The 12,406-nt window shown below is 68.0% G+C and carries 12 protein-coding genes and 1 tRNA gene; 6 read left to right on the plus strand and 7 right to left on the minus strand.

Going from position 1 to position 12,406, the window contains the following annotated elements:
• Positions 1 to 11: 11 nt before the first annotated feature.
• Positions 12 to 914 carry a LysR family transcriptional regulator gene (locus AC1RAD_RS09630; RefSeq protein WP_492734647.1) on the minus strand — a complete coding sequence of 301 codons (903 nt, stop codon included), beginning with the start codon at positions 912 to 914 and terminating at the stop codon, positions 12 to 14.
• A gap of 121 nt (positions 915 to 1,035) precedes the next feature.
• On the opposite strand from AC1RAD_RS09630, the gene AC1RAD_RS09635 reads away from it, so the two are divergent.
• On the plus strand, positions 1,036 to 1,743 hold the full coding sequence (locus AC1RAD_RS09635) for a type 1 glutamine amidotransferase domain-containing protein (protein ID WP_492734648.1): 708 nt from the start codon (positions 1,036 to 1,038) through the stop codon (positions 1,741 to 1,743).
• A gap of 15 nt (positions 1,744 to 1,758) precedes the next feature.
• The gene (locus AC1RAD_RS09640) at positions 1,759 to 2,616 is read left to right on the plus strand and encodes a type 1 glutamine amidotransferase domain-containing protein (RefSeq protein WP_492734649.1); all 858 of its coding nucleotides are present in this window, start codon (positions 1,759 to 1,761) and stop codon (positions 2,614 to 2,616) included.
• A gap of 78 nt (positions 2,617 to 2,694) precedes the next feature.
• On the opposite strand, the gene AC1RAD_RS09645 is transcribed toward AC1RAD_RS09640, so the two are convergent.
• The 5 genes from AC1RAD_RS09645 to tolB all read right to left on the minus strand — a co-directional run bounded on the left by AC1RAD_RS09645 (position 2,695) and on the right by tolB (position 6,344).
• Positions 2,695 to 2,770 (minus strand) — tRNA-Lys (locus tag AC1RAD_RS09645).
• A 51-nt stretch (positions 2,771 to 2,821) separates the two neighbouring features.
• Positions 2,822 to 3,640: a tRNA threonylcarbamoyladenosine dehydratase gene (locus tag AC1RAD_RS09650; RefSeq protein ID WP_235926844.1), complete on the minus strand. Its 819-nt coding sequence runs from the start codon at positions 3,638 to 3,640 to the stop codon at positions 2,822 to 2,824.
• Between the two features lie 80 nt (positions 3,641 to 3,720).
• Positions 3,721 to 4,473, minus strand: a complete 753-nt coding sequence (ybgF, locus tag AC1RAD_RS09655) for a tol-pal system protein YbgF (RefSeq protein WP_062470144.1) — start codon at positions 4,471 to 4,473, stop codon at positions 3,721 to 3,723.
• On the minus strand, positions 4,473 to 4,991 hold the full coding sequence (pal, locus tag AC1RAD_RS09660) for a peptidoglycan-associated lipoprotein Pal (RefSeq protein ID WP_062470142.1): 519 nt from the start codon (positions 4,989 to 4,991) through the stop codon (positions 4,473 to 4,475). Before pal ends, ybgF begins: the two co-directional genes overlap by 1 nt.
• Positions 4,992 to 5,027: 36 nt before the next feature.
• Positions 5,028 to 6,344 carry a Tol-Pal system beta propeller repeat protein TolB gene (gene tolB, locus AC1RAD_RS09665; protein WP_492734650.1) on the minus strand — a complete coding sequence of 439 codons (1,317 nt, stop codon included), beginning with the start codon at positions 6,342 to 6,344 and terminating at the stop codon, positions 5,028 to 5,030.
• A 163-nt stretch (positions 6,345 to 6,507) separates the two neighbouring features.
• Here tolB and msbA point away from each other — a divergent pair, with 163 nt between their 5' ends.
• On the plus strand, positions 6,508 to 8,292 hold the full coding sequence (gene msbA, locus AC1RAD_RS09670) for a lipid A export permease/ATP-binding protein MsbA (protein ID WP_492734651.1): 1,785 nt from the start codon (positions 6,508 to 6,510) through the stop codon (positions 8,290 to 8,292).
• A gap of 6 nt (positions 8,293 to 8,298) precedes the next feature.
• On the opposite strand, the gene AC1RAD_RS09675 is transcribed toward msbA, so the two are convergent.
• On the minus strand, positions 8,299 to 9,060 hold the full coding sequence (locus AC1RAD_RS09675) for a GntR family transcriptional regulator (protein ID WP_095745433.1): 762 nt from the start codon (positions 9,058 to 9,060) through the stop codon (positions 8,299 to 8,301).
• Positions 9,061 to 9,159: 99 nt separating this feature from the next.
• On the opposite strand from AC1RAD_RS09675, the gene AC1RAD_RS09680 reads away from it, so the two are divergent.
• The 3 genes from AC1RAD_RS09680 (at position 9,160) to AC1RAD_RS09690 (ending at position 12,375) form a co-directional block, all read left to right on the plus strand.
• Entirely contained in the window at positions 9,160 to 9,942 is a 783-nt protein-coding gene (locus tag AC1RAD_RS09680; RefSeq protein WP_095948650.1) for an SDR family oxidoreductase, read from the plus strand.
• Positions 9,943 to 9,989: 47 nt separating this feature from the next.
• Positions 9,990 to 10,922: a 3,5-dioxohexanoate:acetyl-CoA acetone transferase gene (kce, locus tag AC1RAD_RS09685; RefSeq protein ID WP_492734652.1), complete on the plus strand. Its 933-nt coding sequence runs from the start codon at positions 9,990 to 9,992 to the stop codon at positions 10,920 to 10,922.
• Positions 10,923 to 11,043: 121 nt separating this feature from the next.
• Positions 11,044 to 12,375, plus strand: coding sequence for an MFS transporter (locus AC1RAD_RS09690; RefSeq protein ID WP_492734653.1), 1,332 nt, complete (start codon positions 11,044 to 11,046; stop codon positions 12,373 to 12,375).
• The last annotated feature ends 31 nt before the right edge of the window (positions 12,376 to 12,406 follow it).

Raw genomic sequence — 12,406 nt, forward strand, 5'->3', positions numbered from 1 at the left:
CGCGCACCGCGTCAGGCCGGCGCGCCGGCCAACGCATCGATCAGGGCGCGCGAGGCGGACGACAGCCGCCGGTGCGGCGCATAGATCACCGACACCGGCCGCGAGCGTCCACATGCCAGCGCCAGCACCTCCACCGCGCGGCCCTGCGCGAACAGCGGGCGCGCGATGAAGTCGTAGGTCTGGCAGATCCCGAGCCCGCTCAGCGCGAGCGCAACCACGCCCAGCACATCGTCCGACACCTGGAGGCTGCCGTGCGGCGTCCAGTCCACGTCGCGCCCGTCCTCCTGAAGAATCCACGGCGCCACGCGGCCGGTGCTGGGCATCACGAAAGGCAGGCAGGCGTGCTGCGCGAGGTCGCCGATGCGCGCCGGCACGCCTGCGCGCGCGATGTAGTCCGGCGCGGCCAGCAGGCACATCGGCGCGTCCTCGAGCTTGCGCCCGACCAGGCCGCTGTCGGGCAACGGACCCATGCGGATCGCGAGGTCGTAGCCCTCGGCCACGAGGTCGACGTTGCGGTTGGTGATGTTCAGCTCCACGCGCACCTGCGGGTGGCGGGTGCAGAAAGGCTGCAACAGCGCCGGCAGCCGGTGATGGGCGTAGGTGGTGGGCACGCTCAGGCGCACGCTGCCCGTCAGCTCGTCGCCCTGCCCCTGCATCGCGCGCTCGGCATCGTCGATGAGCGCGAAGGCCGCGCGCGACTGCTCCAGGTACAGCCGCCCCTGCTCGGTAAGGCTCAGGCGCCGCGTCGTGCGGCGCAGCAGCTGCACGCCCAGCCGCGCCTCCAGGCGCGTGATCGCGCGGCTGAGCACGGAGGGCGTCGTCGCCAGCGCCACGGCGCCGGCCGTCATCGAGCCCTTCTCGACCACGGTGACGAAGGTCTCCACATCCCCGAGGTGATCGAATCGTCGGCTCATCTTGCCTCCTGAAGAACAAATGTTTTCCTGACTGGCCAGTTTATCGCCGATGAGGCAATCAATACATTCGATCTCAAGGGCCACATGGCCCGGCCTCTTCACCCTTCTCCAGGAGCTACAGATGACTTCCACCACCACCGCGCCGTCGATCCGCCCCGTCCTGATGGTGCTCACCAGCCACGGCACCAAGGGCGCCACCGGCGGCGAGCCGACGGGCTTCTACCTCGGCGAACTGACCCACCCGCTGGCCGAGCTCGAAGCAGCCGGCATTGCGTTCGAACTCGCGTCCATCCAGGGCGGTGAGCCGCCAGTCGATGGCCTGGACCTCGGCGATGCGGTCAATGCGCGCTACTGGAACGACAGCGCCTTTCGCGAGGCCCTGCGCCACACGCAGCGCCTGGGCGATGTCGATGCCTCGAAGTACAGCGCGATCTTCTTTGCCGGCGGACACGGCGCGATGTGGGACTTTCCGACCAGCCCCGACGCAGCGCGCGTGACCCGCGAGGTCTACGAAGCGGGCGGCGTGGTGGGCGCGGTGTGCCACGGCCCGGCGGCGCTGGTCAACGTGACGCTGGGCAACGGCGCCTACCTGGTCGCGGGCAAGAACCTCAGCGCCTTCACCGACGACGAAGAACGCGCCGTCGGCCTCGCGCAGACCGTGCCCTTCCTGCTCGCCAACACGCTCGTGCAACGCGGTGCGCACCACCATCCGGCGCCCGACTGGACGGCGCAGGTCGTGGTCGACGGCCGGCTCGTCACGGGGCAGAACCCGCAGTCGGCCGCAGGTGTCGGCGCGGCGATGCGCGAGCTGCTGCTGCGCCAGAACTGAAAGGAAAGAACGCCCATGAACTCGCTCCACAAACTCGCCGCGGTCGCAACCCTCGGCCTGGCCGCGCTCGGCGCGCAGGCCGCCAACGTGCTGGTCGTGCTGTCGGATGCCGACCACCTCGACCTGAAGGACGGCAAGGTCTTCGCCACCGGCTTCTATCTGAACGAGCTGATGCAGCCGGTGAAGCTGCTGCTCGACGCCGGCCACCAGCTGACCTTCGCCACGCCACAGGGCAACGCGCCCACCGTGGACGCGTCGTCGGTCGACAAGATGTATTTCGATGGCGACGAAGCCGTCCTCAAGCAGCACAAGGCACTGCTCGACAAGCTGAAGCTCACCTCGCGCACGGACTCGCCGGTGATCAGCCTGTCGCGCGTGGCGCAGATCGGCTACGCCCGCTTCGATGCCGTCTACGTGCCGGGCGGCCATGCGCCCATGCAGGACCTGCTGACCAGCCCCGCGCTGGGCCGGCTGCTCGCGGACTTTCATGCGCACCACAAGACCACGGCCCTCGTGTGCCACGGCCCGATCGCACTGCTCTCCACCTTGCCCGACGCACAGGGCTTCACGAACCGGCTCGCGGCGGGCGGCACGGTCGAGCAGCGACCGGACTGGATCTACGCCGGCTACCGCATGACCGTGATCAGCAACCAGGAAGAGGAGCTTGCGAAGGCGGCGCTGCAGGGCGGCACGATGAAGTTCTATCCGCAGACCGCGCTGCAGCAGGCCGGCGGCGCCTACAGCAGCAACCAGGCGCCGTTCACGCCGAACGTGGTGATGGACCGCGAGCTCATCACCGGGCAGAACCCGGCATCGGCGCTCGGTGTGGGGCGTGAACTGCTCAAGCGGCTCCGGCAACAGCCGGCGTCCTGACCGCCTGCCTGGCGTCGGACCCAAGAAAAAAGCCAGCTGTCGGGTGACAGCTGGCTTTTCATATTTCGCATGGCTCGGTGGTAGGACGTACTGGATTCGAACCAGTGACCAACGGATTAAAAGTCCGCTGCTCTACCAACTGAGCTAACGTCCCGGAACCATTTTTCTTGCTTCTTGCCGACGTTGAATCCAGCAAAGCCTTGGATTATAGCGTGGTGTTTCTCGCAATTTCGTCGAGCACCCAGCCTGCCGCACATTGACCGAAGGTGGCGGTCACGCTGACCACCGATCCGTAGCCGTGGCAGTTGAGCGAACCGTCGCCCGCGTCGATCTGGCAGGACGCATCGGGCGGTGCAACGCTCTCGCGGCTGAACACGCAGGCCAGGCCGATCTTGCGGCCTTCGCGCGGCGCGCCGTGCAGCTTGCGCAGCCGCTGGCGAAGCTGGGCCAGCAGCGGGTCGTGGGTGACGAGCGACAGGTCGTCGATGTCGACCTTGTGCGCCTGTCGCTTGCCGCCCGCCGCACCGACGGTGATGAACGCGGTGCTGCGCGACACGGTGCGTGCCCAGGCGGCCATGGCGAGCTTGGCCTTCACCTGGTCGCAGGCATCGATGACCGCATGCACCGGCCCGTGGGCGGCCTGTGCGGTCTCGAGCAGCGATGCCCAGTTGTCGGGCTCGACGAACTCGTCGATGGCGAGCACCTGGCAGTCGGGGTTGATCTGCGCGATGCGCTCGCGCATGGCCTCGACCTTGGCCTGCCCGACGGTCGAGTCGAGCGCGTGGATCTGGCGGTTGATGTTCGACTCCGACACGTGGTCGAGGTCGATGAGCGTCAGACGCCCCACTCCACTGCGTGCCAACGCCTCGACCGCCCACGAGCCCACGCCACCGATGCCGACGACCAGCACATGCGCGTGGCGGATGCGCGCGGCACCGGCCACGCCGTACAGGCGCTCGAGGCCGCCGAAGCGGCGCGCAAAGTCAGGCGCCGCGGTGTCGGTGAGGACATCCGCGGCGGCCATGGGGAGGGACGAGGCTTCTTCAGCCGAAGGCGTCATCGAAGCACTCTCAAGCGGAACACTCCGCCGAAACGGTCATTGCATCAACGCAGGCGCGACAGACGCTCGCGGCCGGCCTGTGCGGCTTCCGACTGCGGGTAGGCCTTGGTCAGGTCTTCCAGCGTGCGGCGTGCGGCGCGCGTGTCCTTCAGTTCGATCTGGCAGTTCGCGATCGACAGCACGGCTTCGGGCGCCTTGGCATGGTCGGGCGCGAGCGAGAGCATCGAGCGGAAATTGGCGATGGCTTCGTTGTAGTTGCGCGTGGCGTACTGCGCATTGCCGAGCCAGAACAGCGCGGACGCGTTGTAGCCGCTTTGCGGGTAGCGCTTCACGAACTCGGCGAAGGCGGTCTGGGCCTGGGCGAACTGGCCCGAGCGGAAGACGCCCAGGGCGGCTTCGAAGTCGGCCTTTTCCTTCGGATCGGCATTGAACTCGCGGCCGTCGATCGAGACCTTGGAAGGCTCGTTCTGCTTGAGCTTGTCGTCGATCGTGGTCTGGCGCGACTGCATTTCGCTCAGCGTGCGCGTGAGCTGCTCGTTCTGGCCGGTCATGCGTGCCAGTTCGCCGCGCATCTGCTCGATCTGGCTTTGCAGGTCGAGCAGGCTGCGACGCAGCTGGCCGTTTTCGTCGGCCAGGCGCTGGTCGGTCTGCTGGCGCATGGCTTCGACGCGCTGGCGCAGGTCGAGGATGGCGCGGCGCGCCTCGTCGTCCTCGAACAGCGCCGCCTGCGAGCCGGCCGACGCGCAGAACAAGGCGGCGGCGAGGGCCGCGCCTCGCCACAGGGCACGTGGCTGCATCACCGGGTGTAGCGGATTTCAGCGCGGCGGTTCTGCGCCCACACCTCTTCACCCGAGCCTTGGGCCGCGGGCTTTTCCTTGCCGAAGCTCACGGCTTCGATCTGGCTGTCGTTCACGCCCAGCAGCGTGAGCGCACGGCGCACGGCTTCGGAACGCTTCTGGCCGAGGGCCAGGTTGTACTCGCGGCCGCCGCGCTCGTCGGTGTGACCTTCGATCGAGATGCGACGTTGCGTGGCGCCCTTGAGGAAGCGCGCGTGGCCGTCGATCACCGACTGGAACTCGGGCTTGACCGTGTAGCTGTCGTAGTCGAAGTACACGATGCGTGCCACGCCGACCGGACCTTGCGCCGTGTTGGCGTTCGGGTCGATTGTCACCGGGGCCACGGCGGTTGCGCCGCCTTGCTGGCCGCCGGCCGTGCCGCTGCGGTCGGTGACCGGCGTTTCGTTGAGCTTGGTGCCCGACGAGCAACCGGCGATGAGCGCCACGATGGCGAGCGAATAGATCGTACGTTTCAACATTTGCGAACTCCTCAAGTAAATTTATCTGGTCAATGCTTATTGCTTCTGAAACGGACCCCAGTCCGGTTCACGGATGTCTCCCGCCTGGCCCGCGAGGCGGGCCTTGATCTTTCCGTCCAGCGTGGTCGTCATGAGCGCCTCGCGGCCTTGCAGGTGCGTGGCATAGACGATCAGCTTGCTGTTGGGTGCGAAGCTCGGGCTCTCGTCGGCCGTGGTGTCGGTGATCGCGGCGACATTGCCGCTGGCCAACTCCATCACGTGGAGTTTGAACGCACCGCCGACCCGCGAGATGTAGGCCAACCACCGGCCATCGCCGCTGACAGATGGAGAAATGTTGTAGGTGCCGCTGAAGGTGACCCGCGTCGGGTTGCCCCCGCTGGCGCTCATCTTGTAGATCTGGGGCGCACCGCCGCGGTCGCTCACGAAGTAGATCGTGCTGCCGTCGGCCGAGTACACGGGCTCGGTGTCGATGCTCGAGCTCTGGGTCAGGCGGCGCGGTTCGCCGCCGCTGGCCGGGATGGTGTACAGCTGCGAGCCGCCATCGCGGCTGAGCGTGACGGCCAGCGAGCCGCCGTCGGGTGCCCAGGCCGGGGCGCTGTTGGAGCCCTTGAAGTTGGCGAGCAGCCGGCGCTGGCCGCTGGCCACGTTGTGCACGTAGACCACGGGCTTGCGCGACTCGAAGGACACATACGCCAACTGCTGGCCGTTGGACGACCAGCAGGGCGAGATGATCGGCTCGGGGCTGGCGAGCGCGGCCTGTGCGTTCTCGCCGTCGGCATCGGCCACCCACAGCGAGTAGCGGCTGCCACCCTTGGTGACGTAGGCGATGCGGGTCGAGAAGATGCCCTTCTCACCGGTCAGCTTCTCGTACACGTAGTCGGCGATGCGGTGAGCGGCAAGGCGCAGGTCACCCTGCGGCACGGTGTAGCTCTGACCGCCGAGGTCGCGGTCTTTCACGACGTCCCACAGGCGAAAGCGCACGTCGTAGCGGCCGTCGCCCAGCCGGCTCACGCTGCCCACCACGAGCGAATCGGCAGTGCGCTGGCGCCACAGGGCGAGGTCGGGACGCGAGGATTCGTCGAGCGCCTGGCCCGAGGCATCGACGCCGCGGAACTGGCCGCTGCGTTCGAGGTCGGCCTGGACGATGTCGGAAATCTTCTGAGGCGAGGCGTCCTGCCCCCGGAAAGGCACGAGCGCGATCGGCAACTGCGTCAGCCCCACGCCCGACACCTCGACCCGGAACTGGGCCATGGCGGGAAGCATGGGAGAGACAGCAAGGGCCGCGATGAGGCTGCGGCGTGCAATCAACGATGAAGAAGGAGTTGGGGAAAGATCTGGCAACGGCTTGTTCATGCGGTTCGGAGAGGTTTCCGGGTAAAAAGTTTCTCCCCGGCGTTTCACGGGCCACATGTTACACACTGGGTTGAACCCGCCGTCACAAAACGTTTATCCGGCGAAATGGTCCTACAGCCCCTCCAAAAGGCGGTCGGAGCCGCCCCGTAAAATCCGCCGCCATATGCAAGCATCCCCCGGCAGCGAGAGCGCCCGCCCTCCCCTCATGCGCCGGCTGGCGCGACTCATGACCTGGTTCGGCAGTTCGCGCCAATGGTGGGCCGTGGGGCTGATCGGCGCCCTGCTGGCCGCGCTCACCGAGCCGCTCATGGCCGCCCTGCTCAAGCCACTGCTCGACCGGGGCTTCACGCGCGGCGAGATGCCGCTGTGGTTCATTCCGGCCGCCGTGCTGCTGCTGTTCGCGGTGCGCGGCATCGCGCAATTCATTTCGCAGTACGCGCTCTCGCGCATCGCCAACGAAGGCATGCAGAAGCTGCGCCGCGTGCTGTTCGAGCGACTGCTCGGCGCCGAGCTGGCGCTGTTCGCGCGGCAGTCGGCCAGCGCGCTGTCGAACACGGTGGTGTACGAGGTGCAGACCGGCGCCATGCTGTTGGTGCAGGCGCTGCTCGGGCTGTCGCGCGACGGCTTCACGCTCATTGCGCTGCTGGGCTACCTGGTCTACCTGAACTGGAAGCTCACGCTCATCGTCGCCTTTCTCGTGCCCAGCATCTCCTGGATCATGAAGGTGTTCTCCAAGCGCCTGTACAAGCTCACGCAGCAGGGCCAGCAGGCCACCGACGAACTGGCCTACGTGGTCGAGGAAAACGTGCTGGCCCACCGCGTGGTGCGGCTGCACGGCGCGGAACAGGCGCAGGAGCGCCGCTTCGAACAACTGAGCCAGCGCCTGAACCGCCTGGCCGTGAAATCGACCATCGCCCAGGCCGCCACCACGCCGCTGACGCAGATGATGGCCTCGCTGGCGCTGTCGGTGGTGGTGATGATCGCGCTGTGGCAAAGCGGCAAGCAGGGCTTCACTGTGGGCGGCTTCGTCGCCTACATCACGGCCATGCTGATGCTGATCGCGCCGATCCGCCGCCTGGCCGAAGTGGCCGGGCCGATCACGCGCGGCCTCGCAGCACTGGAGCGCGGCTTGATCCTCATCGACGAAGTCGCGCCGGAATCGCAGGGCACCTTCAGCATCGCGCACGCCCAAGGCCACATCGAACTGCGCAACGTGCAGGTCAGCTACCGCGGCGACGACGAACAGCGCGCGCTCGACGGCGTGAACCTCGTCATCGAGCCAGGCCAGGTGGTGGCCTTCGTCGGCCCCTCGGGCTCGGGCAAGACCACGCTGGTCAACCTGCTGCCGCGCTTCGTGCAGCCCAGCGGCGGCCAGGTGCTGCTCGACGGCCACGACACCAGCGAATGGCAGCTCAAGAGCCTGCGCGCCCAGTTCGCGATGGTGAGCCAGGACGTGGTGATGCTCAACGACACGCTCGCCGCCAACGTGGCGCTGGGCGGCGACATCGACCTCGCGCGCGTGCAGTCCTGCCTCGAGGCGGCCAACCTGAGCACGCACGTCGAGACCCTGCCGCAGGGCATCGACACCGTGCTGGGCCACAACGCCACACAGCTGTCGGGCGGCCAGCGCCAACGGCTGGCGATTGCCCGCGCGCTCTACAAGAACGCGCCCGTGCTGCTGCTCGACGAAGCCACGTCGGCCCTGGACACCGAATCGGAACGGCTGGTGCAGGACGCCCTGCAGCGCCTGATGCAGGGCCGCACCACGCTGATCGTGGCGCACCGCCTGTCGACCATCCAGCATGCCGACCGCATCATCGTGATGGAGCAAGGCCGCATCGCCGAGCAAGGCAGCCACGAGCAGCTCATGGCGAGCGACGGGCTCTATGCACGGCTGCAGACGCTGGCGGTGCGCAGCGCGGCGCCGGGGCAGGACCCGACGCTCTGACGCCCCTCAGCGCGCAGTGCCTGCCGCGCTGCGCGCCTTCTTCGCCGCCGGCGCGGCGTTCTGCGGCGGCAGCGTGCCATCGGACACCAGCACGCCCGTCGACAGGATGAATTCCGCGGCGCTTTCGATGTCGCCCTGCAGCGCGGCCCGGGCCTTGGCGCCGTCGCGGCGCTTCAGCGCGGCCAGCAGCGCCGCGTGGTGCGACATCGCCACCTTGTCCCCGACGCGGCGCGAGCCGGCCCGCAGGTCGTAGTTGAGGATGGGGCCGATGCGCAGCCACAGCGCCTCGATCATCTGCAGCAACACCGGCATGTCGGCGGCGGCGTAGACCGCGAAGTGGAACTCCTTGTTGAAGGTGACGAGCTTCGAGCCGTCGGGGCTGGCCGCATTCATCTCGGCCGCGAACTCGTCGTGCCAGCGCGTGATGTCGCGCAGCGCCACCGCGCCCGACGCCGAGGCCGCCAACTCCGTGGCCAGGCCTTCGAGGTTGGTGCGGATGGTGGTGATTTCCTTGAACTGCGCCGCCGTCATCCGGGGCACGCGCAAGGTGCGACTGGGCGTGAGTTCGAGCGCCTGCTCGGCCACCAGGCGCTGCATCGCCTCGCGCACCGGCATCACGCTCACGCCCAGCGCCTCGGCCGCGCTGCGCAATGAAATCTGCTCGCCCGGCATCATCTGCCCGCTCATCACGAGGTCGCGCAACTGGTCGTAGACGTTGGCGCTGAGCGTCTGGCGCTTCAGGGGGGTGACGAGATCGGTGAGGCTCATGCGTCGAAGTATATGGCCGGGGTATTCCCTATGAATTATCTGTGATCACAGATATACGATCCCCATCATTCCGAAATCGACCTCAAGGATCTCTTCAGCATGTGGAACAACAACTCCCTCGCCGGCCGGCGCGTGCTCGTCACCGCCGGTGCCAACGGCATCGGCCTGGACATCGTGCGCAGCTTCGCGGCGGCGGGCGCCAAGGTCTTCGTCTGCGATGTGCAGGCTGCCAGCCTCGACCAGCTGGCGCGTGAGCTGCCCGAGGTGGGCCGCTGCGTCGCCGACGTGTCCAACGAGGACGACGTGGCCCGCCTGTTCGAGGCCGTCGACCGCGAACTCGGTGGCCTCGACGTGCTGGTGAACAACGCCGGCGTGGCCGGCCCCACCGGGCCGGTCGAGACCGTCTCGCTCGCCGACTGGGAGCGCACGATGGCCGTCAACGTCACCGGCCAGTTCCTCTGCGTGCGGCTGGCCGTGCCGCGGCTGCGCAAGGGGCGACTGCCCGCCATCATCAACCTGTCCTCGGCCGCCGGGCACCTGGGCATGCCGGGGCGCTCGCCCTACTCCGCCTCGAAGTGGGCCGTCATCGGTTTCACGAAAACGCTGGCGCTCGAACTCGGCGCCGACGGCATCCGCGTCAACGCGATCCTGCCGGGCGCGGTCGACGGTCCGCGCATCCGTGCCGTGATCGCCGCCAAGGCCGAGGCGCTGGGCAAGCCGCTCGACGAAGTGACGCGCGCCTACACCGCGCAGGCCGCACTGGGTCGCATGGTCACAGCGACAGACATCGCGAACATGGTGCTGTTCGCTGCCAGCGACCTGGCCGCCAGCGTCACGGGCCAGGAGCTCGTGGTGGACGGCCACACGCAGGCGCTGAGCTGATCCGCTCGCACGCCCCTTCTTTCCCTCTTCTTCTTTCCGGACACCTCATGGCCCAACGCCTCAAAGCCATCATCACCTGCGCTCCCACGGGCGCCATCCACACGCCCAGCATGTCGCCGCACCTTCCCGTGACGGCCGACGAGATTGCGCAAGCTTCGATCGAAGCCGCCCGCGCCGGCGCCGCGATCCTGCACCTGCATGCGCGCGACCCGAAGGACGGCCGCCCCTCGCAGGACCCGGACCTGTTCCGCCCCTTCCTTTCGAAAATCAAGGCCGCGACCGATGCGGTGATCAACATCACGACCGGCGGCAGCCCGCACATGAGCGTCGAGGAGCGCATGCGCCCGGCCACCACCTTCAAGCCCGAGCTCGCCTCGCTCAACATGGGCTCGATGAACTTCGGCCTCTTTCCGATGCTGGAGCGCTTCAAGTCCTTCGCGCATGAATGGGAGCGCGAGCACCTGGAGAACAGCCGCAACCTGATCTTCAAGAACACCTTCGCCGACATCGAGAACATCCTCAAGCTCGGCAACGCCAACGGCACGCGCTTCGAGTTCGAGTGCTACGACGTGAGCCACCTCAACAACCTGCGGCACTTCCTGGACCGCGGGCTGGTGCAGGCGCCGGTCTTCGTGCAGACGGTCTTCGGCATCCTGGGCGGCATCGGTCCCGATCCCGAGGACCTGATGCACATGCGGCGCACCGCCGCGCGGCTGTTCGGCGACCGCTTCGAGTGGTCGATCCTCGGCACCGGCCGCAACCAGCTGCCGCTGGCCACCATCGGCGCGGCCATGGGCGCGCACGTGCGCGTCGGGCTCGAAGACTCGCTGTGGATCGGCCCGGGCCGACTCGCCGCGTCGAGCGCCGAGCAGGTGCTGCGCATCCGCGCCGTACTGGAGGCACTGAACATCGACATCGCGACACCCGCCGAGGCGCGCGAGATCCTCGGCCTCAAGGGCGCGGCGAACGTCGACTTCTAGCCCAGCGCCAGAACCACTGACCCGACTCGGCCCGGCCCACGACCGGGCCGCATCTGCACGCCCGCCGGCGCCCGCCGGCGACCTTCCGCCAGAACACGACAGGACAGGAGAGAGACATCCCATGCAACACCCATCCATCCCCGCCACGCCGCCGGGCCTGCGCGCCCGCCAGGCCGTCGACGAACAGGCCTCGCTCAATGCGCTGATCTTCCGCAAGCTCATGCCGCTGCTGGTGCTGGCCTATGTGATCAGCTTCATCGACCGCACCAACATCGCGCTGGCCAAGAGCCACATGGCCGTGGACATCGGCATCTCGGCGGCCGCCTACGGGCTGGGCGCCGGGCTGTTCTTCCTGAGCTACGCGCTGCTCGAGGTGCCCAGCAACCTCGTGATGCACCGTGTGGGCGCGCGCTGGTGGATCGCCCGCATCATGATCACCTGGGGGCTGCTGTCGGCGGGCATGGCCTTCGTCACGGGCGAGACCTCGTTCTACGTGATGCGCATCCTGCTCGGCGCGGCGGAAGCCGGCCTGTTCCCGGGCGTGATGCTGTACCTGAACTACTGGTTCGGCCGCAAGGACCGCGCACGCGCCACGGGCTACTTCCTGCTCGGCGTGTGCATCGCGAACATCCTCAGCGGCCCGGTCGGCGGCGCGCTGCTGCAGATGGACGGCCTGTGGGGCTGGCATGGCTGGCAGTGGATGTTCGTGCTCGAAGGCCTGCCCGCCGTGGCGCTGGCCTTCGTGGTCTGGCGCAAGCTGCCCGATGGTCCCTCCAGCGCCAGCTGGCTCACGCGCCCCCAGGCGCAGGCCATCGAACGCCAGCTCGCCGCCGAACGCGCCGAAGACGTGGCCAACGGCCAGGTCGGCGAGTCGTTCCGCGCCTGCCTGGTCGACCGGCAGATCTGGCTGGCGATCTTTGTCTACTTCTGCCACCAGATCAGCATCTACACGGTGATCTTCTTCCTGCCGAGCATCATCGGTACCTACGGCAAGCTCTCTCCCCTGGAGATCGGCGCGCTCAACTCGCTGCCCTGGGTGGCCGCCGCTGTCGGCGCCATTGCGCTGCCGCGGCTCGCGGTCACGCCGCAGCGCGGCCGGCTACTGCTGCTGGTCGGGCTGGTCTCGATGGCGGTGGGCCTGCTGATCGCAGCCTTCGCGAGCCCGGCCATCGCGCTGGCCGGCTTCTGCCTCACGGGCTCGATGTTCTTCGTGGTGCAGTCCGTGATCTTCCTGTTCGCGTCCTCACGGCTGGCCGGCGTGGCGCTGGCAGGCGGGCTGGCGCTCGTGAACACCTGCGGCCTGGTGGGCGGATTCATCGGCCCGTCGGTGATGGGCTGGATCGAGCAGAGCACGGGCAGCACGAAGAACGGGCTGCTACTGATCGCCGGCATGCTGGTGGCCGCCGCGCTGGCCAGCGTCTGGATGCGCCAAGGCCAGGAATCGAAGCGCTGACCCGTCGTTGCAACGGGCAGCGCCATCCACC

Source organism: Variovorax sp. GW823-FHT04B03, assembly GCF_058796495.1.

Coding starts and splice junctions, on each gene's coding strand:
- AC1RAD_RS09630 (WP_492734647.1), bottom strand. CDS start 914: ATGAGCCGACGATTCGATCACCTCGGGGATGTGGAGACCTTCGTCACC.
- AC1RAD_RS09635 (WP_492734648.1), top strand. CDS start 1,036: ATGACTTCCACCACCACCGCGCCGTCGATCCGCCCCGTCCTGATGGTG.
- AC1RAD_RS09640 (WP_492734649.1), top strand. CDS start 1,759: ATGAACTCGCTCCACAAACTCGCCGCGGTCGCAACCCTCGGCCTGGCC.
- AC1RAD_RS09650 (WP_235926844.1), bottom strand. CDS start 3,640: ATGGCCGCCGCGGATGTCCTCACCGACACCGCGGCGCCTGACTTTGCG.
- ybgF (WP_062470144.1), bottom strand. CDS start 4,473: ATGCAGCCACGTGCCCTGTGGCGAGGCGCGGCCCTCGCCGCCGCCTTG.
- pal (WP_062470142.1), bottom strand. CDS start 4,991: ATGTTGAAACGTACGATCTATTCGCTCGCCATCGTGGCGCTCATCGCC.
- tolB (WP_492734650.1), bottom strand. CDS start 6,344: ATGAACAAGCCGTTGCCAGATCTTTCCCCAACTCCTTCTTCATCGTTG.
- msbA (WP_492734651.1), top strand. CDS start 6,508: ATGCAAGCATCCCCCGGCAGCGAGAGCGCCCGCCCTCCCCTCATGCGC.
- AC1RAD_RS09675 (WP_095745433.1), bottom strand. CDS start 9,060: ATGAGCCTCACCGATCTCGTCACCCCCCTGAAGCGCCAGACGCTCAGC.
- AC1RAD_RS09680 (WP_095948650.1), top strand. CDS start 9,160: ATGTGGAACAACAACTCCCTCGCCGGCCGGCGCGTGCTCGTCACCGCC.
- kce (WP_492734652.1), top strand. CDS start 9,990: ATGGCCCAACGCCTCAAAGCCATCATCACCTGCGCTCCCACGGGCGCC.
- AC1RAD_RS09690 (WP_492734653.1), top strand. CDS start 11,044: ATGCAACACCCATCCATCCCCGCCACGCCGCCGGGCCTGCGCGCCCGC.